This window comes from Streptomyces sp. BF23-19 (genome assembly GCF_041106355.1).
Classification (GTDB): domain Bacteria; phylum Actinomycetota; class Actinomycetes; order Streptomycetales; family Streptomycetaceae; genus Streptomyces; species Streptomyces virginiae_A.
This window is the reverse complement of record NZ_JBGBPT010000136.1, coordinates 1-16,517: the sequence shown is the minus strand read 5'-3', so window position 1 is coordinate 16,517 and position 16,517 is coordinate 1. Positions and strand designations below refer to the sequence as shown.

General features: G+C 71.2%; 15 protein-coding genes. 9 read left to right on the top strand and 6 right to left on the bottom strand.

Translation table 11 applies throughout. The features are described from left to right. Nucleotides 1-257: 257 nt before the first annotated feature. The 6 genes from AB8A24_RS41220 to pstB all read left to right on the top strand — a co-directional run bounded on the left by AB8A24_RS41220 (nucleotide 258) and on the right by pstB (nucleotide 7,870). The gene (locus AB8A24_RS41220; protein WP_266383658.1) at nucleotides 258-2,537 is read left to right on the top strand and encodes an RNA degradosome polyphosphate kinase; all 2,280 of its coding nucleotides are present in this window, start codon (nucleotides 258-260) and stop codon (nucleotides 2,535-2,537) included. Between the two features lie 13 nt (nucleotides 2,538-2,550). Next, a complete protein-coding gene (locus tag AB8A24_RS41215; RefSeq protein WP_369479069.1) occupies nucleotides 2,551-3,480 on the top strand; it encodes a CHAD domain-containing protein in 930 nt (309 codons plus the stop codon). A gap of 246 nt (nucleotides 3,481-3,726) precedes the next feature. Then, complete coding sequence (gene pstS, locus AB8A24_RS41210) at nucleotides 3,727-4,863, top strand: phosphate ABC transporter substrate-binding protein PstS (protein WP_328962704.1); 1,137 nt, start codon at nucleotides 3,727-3,729, stop codon at nucleotides 4,861-4,863. Between the two features lie 129 nt (nucleotides 4,864-4,992). Continuing rightward, nucleotides 4,993-5,982 (top strand): phosphate ABC transporter permease subunit PstC, encoded by a 990-nt coding sequence (pstC, locus tag AB8A24_RS41205; protein WP_030728545.1) that lies wholly within the window; start codon nucleotides 4,993-4,995, stop codon nucleotides 5,980-5,982. Next, nucleotides 5,982-7,064: a phosphate ABC transporter permease PstA gene (gene pstA, locus AB8A24_RS41200; protein ID WP_369479068.1), complete on the top strand. Its 1,083-nt coding sequence runs from the start codon at nucleotides 5,982-5,984 to the stop codon at nucleotides 7,062-7,064. Before pstC ends, pstA begins: the two co-directional genes overlap by 1 nt. 29 nt (nucleotides 7,065-7,093) lie before the next feature. Then, on the top strand, nucleotides 7,094-7,870 hold the full coding sequence (gene pstB, locus AB8A24_RS41195) for a phosphate ABC transporter ATP-binding protein PstB (RefSeq protein ID WP_030728551.1): 777 nt from the start codon (nucleotides 7,094-7,096) through the stop codon (nucleotides 7,868-7,870). Between the two features lie 164 nt (nucleotides 7,871-8,034). Here pstB and AB8A24_RS41190 read toward each other — a convergent pair whose 3' ends face one another. After that, on the bottom strand, nucleotides 8,035-9,033 hold the full coding sequence (locus AB8A24_RS41190; protein WP_266383641.1) for an inorganic phosphate transporter: 999 nt from the start codon (nucleotides 9,031-9,033) through the stop codon (nucleotides 8,035-8,037). 5 nt (nucleotides 9,034-9,038) lie between these two features. Continuing rightward, entirely contained in the window at nucleotides 9,039-9,659 is a 621-nt protein-coding gene (locus AB8A24_RS41185; RefSeq protein WP_008742369.1) for a DUF47 domain-containing protein, read from the bottom strand. Between the two features lie 205 nt (nucleotides 9,660-9,864). On the opposite strand from AB8A24_RS41185, the gene AB8A24_RS41180 reads away from it, so the two are divergent. Next, nucleotides 9,865-10,179 carry a metal-sensitive transcriptional regulator gene (locus AB8A24_RS41180; RefSeq protein WP_030009310.1) on the top strand — a complete coding sequence of 105 codons (315 nt, stop codon included), beginning with the start codon at nucleotides 9,865-9,867 and terminating at the stop codon, nucleotides 10,177-10,179. A gap of 180 nt (nucleotides 10,180-10,359) precedes the next feature. Here AB8A24_RS41180 and AB8A24_RS41175 read toward each other — a convergent pair whose 3' ends face one another. Continuing rightward, nucleotides 10,360-10,506: a hypothetical protein gene (locus AB8A24_RS41175; RefSeq protein ID WP_181382593.1), complete on the bottom strand. Its 147-nt coding sequence runs from the start codon at nucleotides 10,504-10,506 to the stop codon at nucleotides 10,360-10,362. 177 nt (nucleotides 10,507-10,683) lie between these two features. Then, complete coding sequence (locus AB8A24_RS41170; protein ID WP_328962702.1) at nucleotides 10,684-11,517, bottom strand: hypothetical protein; 834 nt, start codon at nucleotides 11,515-11,517, stop codon at nucleotides 10,684-10,686. Between the two features lie 131 nt (nucleotides 11,518-11,648). On the opposite strand from AB8A24_RS41170, the gene AB8A24_RS41165 reads away from it, so the two are divergent. After that, entirely contained in the window at nucleotides 11,649-11,864 is a 216-nt protein-coding gene (locus AB8A24_RS41165; protein ID WP_328966156.1) for a hypothetical protein, read from the top strand. 87 nt (nucleotides 11,865-11,951) lie between these two features. On the opposite strand, the gene mgt is transcribed toward AB8A24_RS41165, so the two are convergent. Together mgt and AB8A24_RS41155 are read right to left on the bottom strand one after the other, a co-directional pair. Then, a complete protein-coding gene (mgt, locus tag AB8A24_RS41160) occupies nucleotides 11,952-13,154 on the bottom strand; it encodes a macrolide-inactivating glycosyltransferase (RefSeq protein WP_328961107.1) in 1,203 nt (400 codons plus the stop codon). Nucleotides 13,155-13,205: 51 nt separating this feature from the next. Continuing rightward, the gene (locus tag AB8A24_RS41155; RefSeq protein WP_369479067.1) at nucleotides 13,206-15,425 is read right to left on the bottom strand and encodes an FUSC family protein; all 2,220 of its coding nucleotides are present in this window, start codon (nucleotides 15,423-15,425) and stop codon (nucleotides 13,206-13,208) included. A gap of 84 nt (nucleotides 15,426-15,509) precedes the next feature. Here AB8A24_RS41155 and AB8A24_RS41150 point away from each other — a divergent pair, with 84 nt between their 5' ends. Then, a complete protein-coding gene (locus AB8A24_RS41150; protein ID WP_369479066.1) occupies nucleotides 15,510-16,382 on the top strand; it encodes a phosphotransferase enzyme family protein in 873 nt (290 codons plus the stop codon). Nucleotides 16,383-16,517 lie beyond the last annotated feature (135 nt).

Below are 16,517 nucleotides of genomic sequence, written 5' to 3'. Positions count from 1 at the left end.
CACCGCCGCACCGCCGCACCGCCGCACCGCCGCACCGCCGCACCGGCACACCGCCGCACCGGCACACCGGCACACGCTCCGGCGCACCCCACACCCGCCGGGACGCAGTCGTGCACCCCGCCGGACCCGGGAAGCCACACGCCATTAACCAGGCATTCAGACGCGCTTGCGACTCTCCCCCAATGCAGCCCCGACTCCGACTGACGGCCGACTCTTCCGACGTGCCTGTCCTCCCGCGTGCGCGGAAGAATGGAGTCATGAGCCACCAGCCCAGCGCAGGCCCCACCGAGGTCCCCGCCCAGCACCCGTCTCACACCCCCGGCACCACCCCCGGCGCCGCCCCCGGCCGGGCCGTCACCGGAGCCCACGCCCGCATAGGGTCCATCTCCGCGCACCGCCCGCACGTCGACCTCGAGCCCGATCTCGACGCGGATCTGGACGCCTACGAGGACAAGGACGGGGACGACGAGCTCCCCCCGGGGCGCTTCCTCGACCGGGAGCGCAGCTGGCTCGCCTTCAACGAGCGGGTGCTGGAGCTCGCCGAGGACCCGACGACGCCCCTGCTGGAGCGCGCCAACTTCCTGGCGATCTTCGCGAGCAACCTCGACGAGTTCTTCATGGTGCGCGTGGCCGGCCTCAAGCGGCGCATCGCGACGGGTGTCGCCACCCGTTCGGCCTCCGGTCTGCAGCCCCGCGAGGTGCTGGACCTCATCTGGACGCGCTCGCGCGAGCTCATGGCCCGGCACGCCGCCTGCTTCCAGCAGGACATCTCCCCGGCACTCGCCGAGGAGGGCGTCCACCTGATCCGCTGGCCCGATCTCACGGAGAAGGAGCAGGCCCGCCTCTTCACCCTGTTCCGCAACCAGATCTTCCCCGTGCTGACCCCGCTGGCCGTGGACCCCGCGCACCCGTTCCCGTACATCTCCGGCCTCTCCCTGAACCTGGCCGTGGTCGTACGCAACCCCGTCAGCGGCCACCGCCACTTCGCCCGGGTCAAGGTCCCGCCGCTCCTGTCCCGCTTCCTGGAGGCCTCCCCGCAGCGCTACGTCCCGCTGGAGGACGTCATCGCCGCGCACCTGGAGGAGCTGTTCCCCGGCATGGAGGTGCTCGCGCACCACATGTTCCGGGTGACTCGCAACGAGGACCTGGAGGTGGAGGAGGACGACGCCGAGAACCTGCTCCAGGCCCTGGAGAAGGAGCTCATGCGGCGCCGCTTCGGCCCGCCCGTCCGCCTGGAGGTCGAGGAGTCCATCGACCCGGGCGTACTGGACCTGCTGGTCCAGGAGCTGAAGGTCAACGCCTCCGAGGTCTACCCGCTGCCCGGCCCGCTGGACCTGACCGCCCTCTTCGGCATCGCCTCGCTGGACATCCCGGAGCTGAAGTACCCGAAGTTCGTCGCCGGCACCCACCGCGACCTCGCCGAGGTCGAGTCCGCGTCCGCGCCCGACATCTTCGCCGCCCTGCGCGAGCGGGACGTCCTGCTGCACCACCCGTACGACTCCTTCTCCACCTCGGTGCAGGCCTTCCTGGAGCAGGCCGCCGCCGACCCGGACGTCCTCGCGATCAAGCAGACGCTCTACCGCACCTCCGGCGACTCCCCGATCGTGGACGCCCTGATCGACGCCGCCGACTCCGGCAAGCAGGTCCTCGTACTCGTCGAGATCAAGGCCCGCTTCGACGAGCAGGCCAACATCAAGTGGGCGCGCAAGCTGGAGGAGTCCGGCTGCCACGTCGTCTACGGGCTCGTCGGCCTCAAGACCCACTGCAAGCTGTCGCTCGTCGTCCGCCAGGAGGGCGACCAGCTGCGCCGCTACTCGCACGTCGGCACCGGCAACTACCACCCCAAGACCGCCCGGCTCTACGAGGACCTCGGCCTGCTCACCGCCGACCCGCAGGTCGGCGCGGACCTCTCCGACCTCTTCAACCGGCTGTCCGGCTACTCGCGCCGCGAGACCTACCGCCGGCTGATGGTGGCGCCCCGCTCGCTGCGGGACGGACTGATAGCGCGGATCGACAAGGAGGCCGCCCACCACAAGGCCGGCCGCCCCGCCTACGTCCGGCTCAAGATGAACTCGATCGTCGACGAAGCCCTCATCGACTCGCTCTACCGGGCCTCCCAGGCGGGAGTGCCCGTCGACATCTGGGTGCGCGGCATCTGCGCGGTGCGCCCCGGGGTCCCCGGGCTCTCGGACAACATCCGGGTCCGCTCGATCCTCGGCCGCTTCCTGGAACACTCCCGGGTCTTCGCCTTCGGCAACGGCGGCGAACCCGAGGTGTGGATCGGCAGCGCCGACATGATGCACCGCAACCTCGACCGCCGTATCGAGGCACTGGTCAGGGTCGCCGACCCGGCCCACCGCGCGGCACTGGACCGGATGCTGGAAACCGGGATGTCCGACGCCACCTCCTCCTGGCACCTGGGCCCGGACGGCGAGTGGACCCGGCACAGCACGGACGCGGACGGCCAGCCGCTGCGGCACGTACAGGAGACGCTCATAGACGCCCGGAGGCGCCGGCGTGGCTCAGCCAAACCATGACCCGATTACCGCGATGCCGGCGGACGCGGGTGCCGTGCTCGGCACGTACCTGCGTGCCCAGGCCACCGCTTTCCTGCGCGCGCTGCGCCTGCACGATGAAGGCACAGCGAGCGGGACCGCCGAAGGAAGCGAGGCGGCGCGCGGCCTGCGGGGGGCTGCGCGCCGCATCAGCGGATCCCTGGCCACCTTCCGGGTGGTGACCGAGTCCTCCTGGGCCGACGGGCTGCGCACCGAGCTGGTGTGGCTGTCCTCGACGCTGGCCGACGAGCACGCGTACGCGGCCCGGCTGACCCGGCTGATGGACGCCCTGCACCGGCTGTCGGGATCCCCGGAGCTCCCCGCCCCGCGCGGTTCGGCCGGCGCGCTGACGGTGGGCTCGGCGCGGGCCGGCGCACTGCTGGAGCGGCAGCTGACCCTGGCCCGTACGCGCGCCCACTCGGCCACCCTCCAGGCGCTCGGCTCCTCCCGCTTCCACGCGGTGGCGGACGCGGTGGCGGTGCTGGCCTCGGAGGTCCCGCTGGACGCGGTCGCGGCCCGGGGCCGGGTGTCGGAGGTACTCGTCCCGCTGGCGGCCGTGGCCGAAACCCGACTGTCGGCGGCGGTCGCGGCCCTGCCCCCGGTCGACGGGGCCCATTCGTACAACGCGGACCACGACGGGCCCTGGCACGAGGTACGCCGCCTGCTGCGGGCCCACCGCTACGCCCGGGAGGCCCTCGGCGAGGACGTGACCCGCCCGGCGGCCGCGGGCGAGGCCCTGGACCGCCACCGGGACGCGGCCGAGGCGGCGACCGCCTCGGCGACGGCGGCCCGCACCCCGCGCATCGCCCCGGCGACGGCCTACGCCCTCGGTGTCCTGCACGCCGACCAGCGCCACGAGGTCGAGGCCGCCCGCCTCGCATTCCGGCATCTCTGGCTTCCCGAGCCCGCGGTCACGTCGCGATAACGTCGGGGTAACGGATGATGACGGCTGTGTGCGGTGGGCCCGGGACGCACCGGGTCGTCCGCCACGGTTCACCATCCGTTCACTCGGCCCGGTCGGCTGCTTCACCTGTTCTGCCTAATTTCGGTGATGCACGGAGCGAGTCGCCCGGAGGTCGAGCAGCTCAGCCGCGCACAACCGACGTAGTCCTCTTCGCACGCCGCCCCGATCCAGAAAGCGGCCGGCGGCTTCTGGAAGGAACACCCGAAAGTGAAGCTTCAGCGCAAGAACATGCTTCGTGCCTCCGCCCTCGGGGCGCTTGTCGTGTCCGGCGCCCTGGTCCTCACGGCGTGCGGCTCGGACGACAACACCAAGACCGCCGACGGCTCGGCGAAGCCCTCCGCGGCCGCCGCGGGCGACATCAAGTGCGACGACGCCAAGGGCAAGCTCCTGGCCTCCGGCTCCTCCGCGCAGAAGAACGCGATCGAGCTGTGGATCAAGAACTACATGGCCGCCTGCTCCGGCGTCGAGGTGAACTACAAGTCCTCCTCCTCCGGTGAGGGCATCGTCGCCTTCAACCAGGGCACCGTCGGTTTCGCCGGCTCCGACTCGGCGCTGAAGCCGGAGCAGGTCGAGGAGTCGAAGAAGATCTGCACCGGTGGCCAGGGCATCGACCTCCCGATGGTCGGCGGCCCGATCGCCCTCGGCTTCAACGTCGCCGGCGTGGACAAGCTGAACCTCGACGCCGCCACGGTCGCCAACATCTTCAACGACAAGATCAAGAAGTGGGACGACGAGGCGATCAAGAAGCTGAACCCCGGCGTCACGCTTCCCTCCACCGCCATCCAGGCCTTCCACCGGTCCGACGACTCGGGCACCACCGAGAACCTCACCAAGTACCTCAAGGCCACCGCGGGCGACGCCTGGCCGTACGAGGCCGCGAAGAAGTGGGCCGCCCCGGGCGGTCAGTCGGCCTCCGGCTCCTCCAGCGTCGCCGCCCAGGTCAAGCAGGTCGACGGTGCGATCGGCTACTTCGAGCTCTCCTTCGCCAGCTCGCAGAACATCAAGACCGTCGACCTGAACACCGGTGCCGCCGCCCCGGTCAAGGCCAGCGGTGAGAACGCCTCCAAGGCCATCGCCGCCGCCAAGATCGCCGGCACCGGCTCCGACCTGGCCCTCAAGCTCGACTACACCACCAAGGCCGAGGGCGCCTACCCGCTCGTCCTGGTGACCTACGAGGTCGTCTGCGACAAGGGCAACAAGGCCGAGACGCTCCCGACCGTGAAGTCCTTCCTGAACTACGCCGCCTCGGACGCGGGCCAGAAGGTCCTCCTCGAGAACGGCTACGCGCCGATCCCGGCCGAGATCAACACCAAGGTCCGCGAGGTCATCAACGGCCTCGGCTAAATCCTGACCCCCGAGGTGTCGGCCACCCCCGTCCGGGCAGCCGACACCTCGGGGACCCTTCCCCTTCACCCGGGGGAATCCGGTGCACCGCCGCCAGGGGGCCTGCCCCCCACACAGACCGGAAAGACCATGGCTTCCACCACACCCACCCAGATAGACACGGCTCCGCCTGTCGCCAAGAGCGGAGGGTCCACCGGCCGCGCCGGTGACAAGATCTTCGCCGGGCTCTCCAAGGGCTCCGGCATCCTGCTCCTGGTGATCATGGCGTCGATCGCCGCCTTCCTCACCTACCGCGCCTCGATCGCCCTGTCGAAGAACGAGGGGAACTTCCTCACCACCTTCGACTGGAACGCGTCGGCCAACCCGCCCGTCTTCGGCATCGCCGTCCTGCTCTTCGGCACCGTCGTCAGCTCGATCGTCGCGATGGCCATCGCCGTCCCGATCGCCGTCGGCATCGCCCTGTTCATCTCGCACTACGCGCCGCGCAAGCTGGCCGCGCCCCTCGCCTACGTGGTCGACCTGCTGGCAGCCGTGCCGTCGATCATCTACGGCATCTGGGGCGCCCTCTTCCTCGTCCCACAGCTCAACGGCCTGAACCTCTGGCTGGACGAGTACCTCGGCTGGACGTACGTGTTCGAGAAGACCCAGGTCGGCGTCGCCCGCTCGCTCTTCACCGTCGGCATCCTGCTCGCGATCATGATCCTGCCGATCGTGACCAGCGTCAGCCGTGAGGTCTTCCTCCAGGTCCCGCGCATGAACGAGGAGGCCGCCCTGGCCCTCGGCGCGACCCGCTGGGAGGTCATCCGCATGTCGGTGCTGCCCTTCGGCCGCTCCGGCGTCATCTCCGCCTCGATGCTCGGCCTCGGCCGCGCGCTCGGCGAGACCATGGCCGTCGCGACCGTCCTCTCCCCGAGCTTCCTGATCTCCGGCCACATCCTGAACCCGGGCGGCGGCACGTTCGCGCAGAACATCGCCGCGAAGTTCGACGAGGCCAACGAGTTCGGCCGCGACGCGCTGATCGCCTCCGGTCTCGTCCTCTTCCTGCTCACCCTGCTGGTCAACGGTGCAGCTCGCCTGATCATCGCTCGCCGCAAGGACTTCTCGGGGGCGAACGCCTGATGAGCCACGCAATCCAGGACCAGCGGCCCACCCGGGCCCGCAAGTCCGCCGCCCCCGCCGGCCTCACCCGCGGCGGCCTGCCCCGCTGGGCCCCGGCGGCCATCGCGGCCCTCTCGATCGCCCTCGGCTGCGGCATCGGCCTCGTCTTCGGCCTCGACAGCAAGATCCAGTGGGGTCTGCTCGCGGCACTGCTCTTCATCGCCATCACGTACACCGCCAGCGCGGTGATCGAGAACCGTCGCCAGGCCAAGGACCGCGTCGCGACCTCCCTCGTGTGGGTCTGCTTCGTCCTCGCGGTCATCCCGCTGCTCTCGCTGATGTGGACCACGATCAGCCGCGGCCTGAAGCTCCTGAGCGGCACCTTCCTCAGCCACTCCATGAACGGCGTGACCAGCTTCGACGAGGGCGGCGGCGTCTACCACGCCCTGCTCGGCACCATCGAACAGGTCGCCCTCGCCACGCTGATCGCGGCCCCCATCGGCCTGCTGACCGCCGTCTACCTGGTCGAGTACGGCAAGGGCCGCCTCGCCAAGTCCGTCACCTTCTTCGTCGACGTCATGACCGGCATCCCCTCCATCGTCGCGGGCCTGTTCATCCTGACGACCTGGAACCTGATGCTCGGCTTCGGCCCCTCCGGCTTCGCCGGCGCCATGGCCCTGTCGATCCTGATGATGCCGGTCGTGGTCCGCTCCACCGAGGAGATGCTCAAGCTCGTCCCGAACGAGCTGCGCGAGGCCGCCCTCGCCCTCGGTGTGCCGAAGTGGCGCGTGATCCTCAAGGTCGTGCTCCCGACCGCCATCGGCGGTATCTCCACCGGTGTGATGCTGGCCGTCGCCCGCATCGCCGGCGAGACCGCGCCGATCATGCTGCTGGTCTTCGGCTCCCAGCTGATCAACGGCAACCCCTTCGAAGGCGCCCAGTCCTCGCTCCCGCTCTACATTTGGGAGCAGTACAAGGTCGGTAGTGAAGCCTCCTACGACCGGGCATGGGCCGGAGCGCTCGTCCTGATCGCCTTCGTCATGATCCTCAATCTGGTGGCCCGCGGCATCGCCCGCTGGAAGGCCCCGAAGACCGGTCGCTGACGCGACTTATGAAAGCGAAGTGACCCCTCATGGCGAAGCGAATCGACGTCTCCGGACTGTCCGCCTTCTACGGCACCCACAAGGCCATCGACGACATCTCGATGACCGTGGAGCCCCGCTCCGTGACGGCCTTCATCGGCCCCTCCGGCTGCGGCAAGTCCACCTTCCTGCGCACCCTCAACCGCATGCACGAGGTCACCCCCGGCGGCCGTGTCGAGGGCAAGGTCCTGCTGGACGACGAGAACCTGTACGGCACCGGCGTGGACCCCGTCGCGGTCCGCCGCACGGTCGGCATGGTCTTCCAGCGCCCGAACCCCTTCCCCACCATGTCGATCTTCGACAACGTGGCGGCGGGCCTGCGGCTCAACGGCAACTTCAAGAAGTCCGAGCTCACGGACATCGTCGAGAAGTCGCTCCAGGGCGCCAACCTCTGGAACGAGGTCAAGGACCGCCTGAACAAGCCCGGCTCCGGCCTCTCCGGCGGCCAGCAGCAGCGTCTGTGCATCGCCCGCGCCATCGCGGTCGAGCCCCAGGTCCTGCTGATGGACGAGCCCTGCTCGGCCCTCGACCCGATCTCCACCCTGGCGATCGAGGACCTGATCGGCGAGCTCAAGGAGCGCTTCACGATCGTCATCGTGACGCACAACATGCAGCAGGCGGCCCGCGTCTCGGACCGCACCGCCTTCTTCAACCTCTCGGCCGTCGGACAGCCCGGCAAGCTCATCGAGCTCGACGACACGGACCGGATCTTCTCGAACCCGTCCGTCCAAGCGACCGAGGACTACATCTCGGGTCGCTTCGGCTAAACCGGGACCGAACGTCCTGCGGTGCTGCATGGCGGTGCCACCGCAAGGCGAAAGAAAGAAAAAGGGCCGGCTCCCCCTGGGTGGGGGGAGCCGGCCCGCTTTCGTTCCTGCTTTCGTTGCCGCTTTCGTTGCCGCTTTCGTTGCCGCTGGGCGCTTCCCGCGTCCTACACGAACGCGAGGTCGACGACCCAGAAGCTCAGCGCGGCGACCACGGCCGCGGCCGGCATCGTGATGAACCAGCCCAGGACGATGTTCTTGGCGACGCCCCAGCGGACCGCGTTCACGCGCTTGGTCGCACCCACACCCATGATCGCCGAGGTGATCACGTGGGTGGTGGAGATCGGCGCGTGGAAGAGGTACGCCGAGCCGAACATGATCGAGGCGCCCGTGGTCTCGGCCGCGAAGCCCTGCGGCGGGTCCAACTCGATGATCTTGCGGCCGAGGGTGCGCATGATGCGCCAGCCGCCCGCGTACGTACCCAGCGACAGCATCACCGCGCACACGACCTTGACCCAGACCGGGATCGCATCGTCGGCGCTCTGCACGTCGGCGATGACCAGCGCCATCACGACGATGCCCATCGTCTTCTGCGCGTCCTGGAGACCGTGGCCGAGCGCCATGGCGGCGGCCGACACGGTCTGCGCGATACGGAAGCCGTGCTTGGCCTTGTGCGGGTTGGAGCGGCGGAACATCCACAGGATGACCACCATCACCAGATAACCGGCCACCAGACCGACGACCGGCGAGGCGAACATCGGGATGACGACCTTGTCGATCACCCCGCTCCAGATGACACCGGTGCCGCCCGCCAGCGCCGCGCCCACCATGCCGCCGAACAGCGCGTGCGAGGAGGACGAGGGCAGACCGAAGTACCAGGTGATCAGGTTCCAGACGATCGCACCGACGAGCGCCGAGAACAGGATCCACATGCCCCGCGTGCCCTGGGGCGTCTCGATCAGGCCCTCGCTGACCGTCTTGGCGACGCCACTACCGAGGAAGGCTCCGGCGAGGTTCATCACGGCCGCCATCGCCAGCGCCGCGCGCGGGGTCAGTGCCCGCGTCGAGACGGAGGTCGCGATCGCGTTCGCCGAGTCGTGGAAACCGTTCGTATAGGTAAAGCCGAGCGCGACACCGATGGTCACGACCAGAGCGAAGGTGTCCACGAGGTTCAGGACTCCTTGACCGCGATGGTCTCCACCGTGTTCGCGACGTGCTCGAACGCGTCGGCCGCCTCTTCGAGCACGTCGACGATCTGCTTGAGCTTCAGCACCTCGATGGCGTCGTACTTGCCGTTGAAGAGCTGGGCGAGCAGCTTGCGGTGGATCTGGTCGGCCTGGTTCTCGAGGCGGTTGACCTCGATCCAGTACTCGGTCAGGTTGTCCATCGTCCGCAGGTGCGGCATGGCCTCGGCGGTCAGCTCGGCCGCGCGCGCCAGCACCTCGATCTGCTGCTCGACACCCTTGGGGAGCTCCTCCACGTTGTAGAGGACGACGAGGTCGACGGCCTCCTCCATGAAGTCCATGATGTCGTCGAGCGACGAGGCCAGGTTGTAGATGTCCTCGCGGTCGAACGGCGTGATGAAGGAGGAGTTCAGCTGGTGGAAGATCGCGTGAGTGGCGTCGTCCCCCGCGTGCTCCGCTGCCCGCATCCGCTCCGCGATCTCGGCCCGGGCGGAGGAGTCCGCTCCGAGCAGTTCCATCAGGAGCTTGGAGCCCGTGACGATGTTGTCCGCGGATGCGGCGAACATGTCGTAGAAGCTCGTCTCCCTGGGGGTCAGACGAAATCGCACGTGAGGTCCTCGGGGTGCATTGGATTCGGTCAGGCTGATGCTAGGCGCATCCCTCGGCCACGGCTAACCGGCCGTTCCCCAGTGTCCTCCATCGGGCAGAGTGAGGACCAGGGACCCCTGCCCCGGGCGGCGCGGCCCAGTATCCTATACCCATGAGGGGTATGCGTTCGGCATGCACCCCTCGTTCCGGACCACGGGAGGACGTATGACGACCATCGAGGCGGAGGGCTCCGGAGCCGTCCACGGCTACCACCACCAGAAGGACGAGCACCTCAAGCGGCTGCGCCGGATCGAGGGCCAGATCCGCGGCCTCCAGCGACTCGTCGACGAGGACGTCTACTGCATCGACATACTCACCCAGGTCTCGGCGAGCACGAAAGCACTGCAGTCCTTCGCGCTCCAGCTGCTGGAGGAGCACCTGCGGCACTGCGTCGCGGACGCGGCGGTCAAGGGCGGCACCGAGATCGACGCCAAGGTCGAGGAGGCCACGAAAGCCATCGCCCGCCTCCTGCGCACCTGACCCGGCCGCACACCCGGCCGGGCCGGCGTTCGAGGCGCGCCCTCCGGCCCCGATAGCCCGGCCCGCCGGCGTTCGAGGCGCGGGGTCCGGGGCCGAGCCCCAGCAGCGGCGCGTCCGCCGACAGGCGGCCGGACACCGGCACCGTCCGCGACCCGCCGCGACCCGCCGGGAGGCGACCGGCTAGTGCCCGAGCAGGACCTCGTCGATACGGTCCAGGCTCAGCCGCTCCTCCGCGGCCGCCGACGCAGCGATGATCAGCTCACCACACAGCTCGATCTCGGCGAGAGCAACGTGGTCCTGCACCGTCGTACCGCCTGCGGGAGTCACGCGTGTCACCTCAATCTGCCACCGGCCACCGGCCGTCATCGGTCATACCGCACCGCACCACGCGCCGGCGCCCGGCTTCTCAGCGTAGGGAGGCCGTGCCGTCCCCCGCATGACACGGATGGACCATTTCCGGATACCCGACCGTGGCCCGATCGCGCCGCCCGCTCCCCCTCCGCCTCACTGGTCGGAGATCTTCCCGGCGTAAATGTCCCTACTTGCGGGCAATACGACGGTCACCGGCGTCCCGAATCCGTACAGCAGCGTGGTCGAGGACACATCGATCACGCCATTGTTGACGTACGTGAACCGATGCCTGACCTTCCGCAAGCGCCCCTCCTCGTCGAGGTAGGCGTCGAACGGCACCGTGTCCGTGCTGAACCCTTTCGCCGCCGCCGCCAGTGCCCCCCGTACCTCCGGCGACGCGCTCCCCGCGGCCCGCCCGATGTCCGTGGTCCCCCGGTAGTGCCGCACCTTGGTGCCCGCCACCTCGGTCTCCCCCACGTACGTCACCTCCTGCGCGCCCCGCAGCAGCTCGGCCGCGACCAGCGGATCGGTGGCCCCGCCCGTGACCAGGTTCCCGTCGTTCAGGGTCGTCGTGTCGACCCGGACCCACTTGTCGTCCGGGACGCCCGCGCCCCGGTTCTTCATGTAGAGCGCGCCGGGCACGAGCAGTTCGGTGATGGGCCGGTGCTCGGTCTTGCCCTTCACATCGGCCGGCAGCATCACAAGGAGCTGGCCCATCCGCTTCTTGAAGTCGACCCCGCCCTCGCCGCGGATCGTGACGCGAGTGCCGCCCGTCGCCATCTCCATGGCCGTACGGGCCCGGGCACTGCCGGTCCTCGCGAGTGCGTCGGCGGCGCCGCGGACCACCGCCGCCGCGTCCGCCGGGGGTCGGCGGTCGCTCGCGTCGCCCGCGCACCCGGTCATCGTCGAGACCGCCAGGGTGATGCCGGCGGCGAGTACCGCCTCACCCGCACGCCCGCGCGGCCGCCTGTGCTGGTGATCCACCATCGCCTGCCAACCCCCAACGCATGACCGCCGCTTGCCCGAGGCCCCCACCCGCTCCGTTTAACGAGGTCCGGGGTTTCCCGTCACGGGGTCGCACCCTCCCCGCGCGCCGCCCGCCCCGGTACCGTGGACCTGTGGAACCGCCTACCGACGCGACCCTGGTCCCTCCGCTCGACTCCCTGCCGCTCCCGAGGCCGCACGCGCAGCCGGAGCCGCCGACCGGCCACACCACATCCACCGCCGACCGCGGATCGTTCTGCCTGGCCGTCTGTACCTGCGGCTGGAGCGGTCCGGCCCGCCGCTCCCGCGACCTGGCCCGCAAGGACGCCGCCCGACACGCGACGGCCTAGGCCGTCTCTTCCGGATCTTGTCGGGTGAGCCCGGGTCGTCCGGTGCGGTGCCTCGCAAGGCGGAGGGGCGCCCGTGTACTGGCCCTCCTACGACAATTCGGCCTCGATGAGGTCGGCGGCCTGCCGCGTGCCGCCCTCGGTGGCCATCCCGGCGCGGACGGCCTCCGCGCGGGCGGCGACCTCGGGGTCGGCGACCAGCCCGAGGACCGCCTCGCGCAGGGTCGCGGCGTCCGCCTCCGCCATCGGGACATGGCGGGCCACGCCCAGCGAGACGAGCATGTCGGCGTTGCCGAACTGGTCGACGGCCTGCGGGACGGCAACCATCGGGGTGGCGGTGGCGAGCCCCTCCTGGCTGCCGCCGGCGCCCGCGTGCGTGATGAAGGCGTCGGCCTGGCGCAGGATGTCCAGCTGGGGGACCCAGCGGTGCACCTCCACACCGGCGGGGACCGGACCCAGGTCTCCCTCGTCGGTGAACTTGCCGATCTGGAGGACGAGATGCCAGTCGGGCAGGTCCGCGAAGGCCTCGATGCAGGCGCGGTAGAAGGCCGGCTGCTTGGTGAAGGTGGAGCCGAGCGAGACGAGTACGACCTTCTTGCCCTCGGCGGACGCGGGCCGCTGCCACGTGCCCTGGGCGGTGTTGCGATCGCCCTGACAGGTGCCGACGAAGGTGTACACGGACCCGTCGACGCGATCGGCGTGCGGCTGGAGCACCCGGGGAATGAGGACGACGCTGCGCCGCGGGCGGCCCTGGAAGCGGTCGACGTCCTCGCCGAGGCCGTTCTCGGTGAGCCAGTCGGCGAAGGCGGCGTAGTACGCCTGTCCGCGCGCGGAGGCCTTCAGCTCGGCGAACAGCGGCTCGGCCACCTCCTGCTCGTACCCCTCCCAGGCGACGAGGTTCGGGGAGAGCGAGACGGCCGGGACCCCCCAGCGGTGGGCGAGCACGGGCGCGGGGTAGGAGGTGATGTCGTGGAGGACGAGATCGGGCTCGTCGCCCTCGAAGGCGGCGGCGAGCTGCGGGAGCGCCTGGACTGCGTCCTTCAGGAACGGCTCCAGGTTCTCGATGAGCTCGGTCCCCCAGGCCTCCGGCTCGTCGTCGGTGGGGAGGGTGGAGGTGTAGATCACGGGCGTGGCGCCGGTCTCCGCGACCTTCTCGGCGAAGGAGGCGGGGATGGCGTAGCTGACGCGGTGGCCCCGGGCCACGAGCTCCCGGATCACCTCGATGCTCGGGTTCACGTGCCCGTGGGCGGCGATGGAGAACATGGCGATGTGGGCGGGCTTCGCTGTGGTCATGATCGAACGATAAACGAGACGATACGTCTCGTGCAACTCATTTCGACGGACTCAGGAAGGACCCGACGGCCGGGAGGCATCGGAGGGTCCCGGCCGATCCGACGGACCCGACGGCCCGGACGAGCCGTTCGTGTCCGATGGGCCGGACGGGTGATCCGAGCCCGTCATGCGGTCGACGTCGACATCGAGGGAGTTGAGCCAGGCGAGCGCGGCGAAGAACCGCGGCGAGGAGACCCCCGGCGGACCGTCCGTGGCGGGCCCGCCGGGAACGGGCGGTCCGCTCCGCGGATCCGCGGCGTCCGCGGCCTCACCCGCCCCCGCACCCGCCCACTCGGCCGCCTTCCGCATCCGGGTGGCCACCCCGGCCGCCCGGTGGTCCAGCCGGGCTCCGTTCGCCGGCCCGACGGCCGGACCGCCGCGGACGAACAGCCGCCGTGAGCCCCACAGCACGTGGTGGCCCGACATCATGGCCGCCTGCCAGTCCGTGGCCGGGTCCTCGGTCGTCGTCCGCGGCTCGCTCTGGTGCTGGGCGAACGCGGACTCCGCCATGGTCAGCGCGTGCTGGAGCGGCCGGTCGTCGGGGACGTGCCCCGGCCCTCCCTCCACCACGACGGCCGTGGCGCGCTCGACCGTCTCGGCCTCCGTCGTCAGCAGCAGGGCGACCGCCCGGTGCAGCTCCCGCTGCGCCCCCCGCGGCCAGGCGAGCACGCCGAACACCACACCGATGAGGCTGCCGATGATCACGTCCAGGATCCTGACCTCGGCCAGCTGCCAGGTCACGGGCGCCAGCTGGGCGAAGACGAAGGCCACCGTGAGGGTGAACAGGCCCTGGGCCCAGCCCACGCCCCGGACCGGCCCCACCCGGAACGCGGTGAGCATCACGAACGGCAGGGCGATCGCGTAGACGGTGGTGTGACCGCCGATCAGGGCCAGCAGCAACCCCGTGACCAGGGCGCCGAGCATGGTGCCGGTGATCGCCACGCGTACGGTCGCCCGGGTCTGGGCGGCGGTGGTCCGGGTCAGGCTGAGGACGGCCAGCATCGCCCAGAAGCCGTGGGGCAACGAGTCCACGCCCGCGACCGTGCGGGCGGCCGCCAGCGCGAGGCTGATCCGGACGGCGTTCTGGAAGTACACGGAGCGCGGCCCGGCGTGGCCCGCCAGCCGGTGCCACCACAGGCTCGGCGCACGCCTGCCCGCGTACCAGAACCGGCCCGAGTCGACGTCCTCGGGCACCCGCGCGCGCCGGCCCCGTACGGCCAGCTCGGCGGCCGTCGCCAGGGCCACGGCCGCGTCGGTCACCTCCAGCACCGCCGCCCGCCGACGGCCCCGCGCGGCGGTCGTGGGTGCCTCCCGCGCCGCCGAGGCGGCGGCCTGTTCCCGTACGCGCCGCAGGACGTCGGCCGCTTCGGTCGTGCCGGCCCGGCCGTCCAGCAGGTCGGCGGTCTCGGAGACGGCCCGGCCGACCGCGGTCAGCACCTCGGGCTCCTGCTCCATCGGCACCGGGCCCGGGGGCGGGGGTGGCGGGGGCAGGTTCACCAGGCGGGCCAGGAGCGTGCGGGCGGCCAGGCCCGCGTGGGACAGGGCGCGGTCGCGCAGGCCCGGCCCGGCGGGGCGGTCGGCCTCGTCGACCCGGAAGGGGCGGAGCGACCCGCCGGCCTCCTTGGCCGTCTCCGCGGAGGCGGCGGACAGCGTGTACGGGGCGCGGCCCAGCTCGGCGACGCAGCGGGCGGCGGTGTCGACCGCGTCGGCGGCCATCCGACGGTAGGTGGGTCCGGGCTTCTCCGGCAGGACGAAGACCTCGGCTAGGACGAGCAGCAGCAGGCCGAAGGTCGCCCCCGCGAGCCGTTCGGGGAGGGTGTCCGGCGCGTACGGCGGGAAGCACGGCAGGATGTAGAGCAGCTGCAGCCCCGGGGCGGCGCCCGCCGCGCGGGGCCCGGCCGCCGCCACGAAGGCCAGGAAGAAGCCGATCAGGAGCATGCCGACCACGGCGCTCCAGGTCCGGATCGCGAGGTAGGTGCCGATCGTCAGCAGCAGCCACGCCGCGGGAGTCGTCTTGGCCATGACTGCCGCCCGCTGGCGTCCGGTGCCGGGGATGTGGGAGAGGGCGGCCATCGACACCGCGGCGAACAGCGCGTACGTCGCCGCCACCGGCCGGTCCAGCGCGTACAGGCACACGAAGAACGAGGTGCACGCGGAGAGGGTGGTGCGCAGGGCGCGCCGCGTCACGACCGAGGGACCCCGGTCGGCGCGTCCGTCAGGTTCGGCGCACATGACTCCAGGATCGGGCCACCTGCCGGAAGCCACCACATACTGACGGGCGGGAGCGGATCCACGGCGAGGGGCGGGAGCGACGGTATGGACGAGGCGCGGGCACGGAACGTACTGGCGGCAGCGGGCCTGACCAGGGGCACGCCGGGCACGTCGGGTGCGGCGGTGCTCCTCGCGCTCGGCGAGAACGCGGTCTTCGCCATCGGCGACCTGGTGGTGAAGGTGGGACGGGAGGCGGCGCTGCTGGAGCGGGCGGAACGGGAACTCGCGGTGTCCGGCTGGTTCGCCGCGTCCGGGATCCCGGCGGTCCGCGCGGCCGAGCCGAAGCCGCGGCTGGTGGACGGGCACCCGCTGACCCTGTGGCACCGGCTGCCGGACGCGGTACGGCCCGCGGGGCCGGAGGACCTGGCGGCGCTGCTGCGCCTCGTGCACGCGCTGCCCGAGCCGCCCTTCGCCCTGCCCGCGCGGGACCTGCTGGCCGGGGTCGAGCGCTGGCTGCGGCTGGCGGGGGACGCCGTGGACCCGGCGGACGCGGCCTATCTGCGGGCCCGCCGGGACGCCTACGCCGGTGAGCTGGCGGCCCTGACCCCGCGGCTGGCCCGGGGCCCGATCCACGGCGACGCCCTGCCCCGCAACGTCCACGTGGGCCCCGACGGCCCGGTCCTGGTCGACCTGGAGACCGTGTCGGCCGATCTGCGCGAGCACGATCTGGTGGTCATGGCGCTCTCCCGCGACCGGTACGGCATGCCGGCCGAGCAGTACGAGGCCTTCGTGGCGGCGTACGGGTGGGACGTCCGCGACTGGGAGGGCTGCGCGGTCCTGCGCGGCGCCCGGGAGACGGCCGGCTGTGCCTGGGTCGCCCAGCACGCCCCCGCCAACCCGGCTGCACTGGCCGAATTCCGCCGCCGGGTGGCCTCCCTCAGGCACGGCGACCGGGAGACGCGGTGGCGTTCGTTCTAGGGGGTGCCTTGTCGGTCAGGCGGATCAGGGAGCGTGGTCGGCAGGACACCCCCTAGGCCGTCTCTTTCGGATCTTGTCGGTCAGGTTCGCGTCGTCCGGTGCCGTGCCTCGGCGTGCTGCCGGGGCTGCCGTGTA

Bases quoted from the DNA above. Each gene is read 5' to 3' on its own strand.
- AB8A24_RS41150 (WP_369479066.1), top strand. From the start codon at position 15,510: ATGGACGAGGCGCGGGCACGGAACGTACTGGCGGCAGCGGGCCTGACC.
- mgt (WP_328961107.1), bottom strand. From the start codon at position 13,154: ATGACCACAGCGAAGCCCGCCCACATCGCCATGTTCTCCATCGCCGCC.
- AB8A24_RS41170 (WP_328962702.1), bottom strand. From the start codon at position 11,517: ATGGTGGATCACCAGCACAGGCGGCCGCGCGGGCGTGCGGGTGAGGCG.
- AB8A24_RS41215 (WP_369479069.1), top strand. From the start codon at position 2,551: ATGCCGGCGGACGCGGGTGCCGTGCTCGGCACGTACCTGCGTGCCCAG.
- pstC (WP_030728545.1), top strand. From the start codon at position 4,993: ATGGCTTCCACCACACCCACCCAGATAGACACGGCTCCGCCTGTCGCC.
- AB8A24_RS41220 (WP_266383658.1), top strand. From the start codon at position 258: ATGAGCCACCAGCCCAGCGCAGGCCCCACCGAGGTCCCCGCCCAGCAC.
- AB8A24_RS41180 (WP_030009310.1), top strand. From the start codon at position 9,865: ATGACGACCATCGAGGCGGAGGGCTCCGGAGCCGTCCACGGCTACCAC.
- pstA (WP_369479068.1), top strand. From the start codon at position 5,982: ATGAGCCACGCAATCCAGGACCAGCGGCCCACCCGGGCCCGCAAGTCC.
- pstB (WP_030728551.1), top strand. From the start codon at position 7,094: ATGGCGAAGCGAATCGACGTCTCCGGACTGTCCGCCTTCTACGGCACC.
- AB8A24_RS41155 (WP_369479067.1), bottom strand. From the start codon at position 15,425: ATGTGCGCCGAACCTGACGGACGCGCCGACCGGGGTCCCTCGGTCGTG.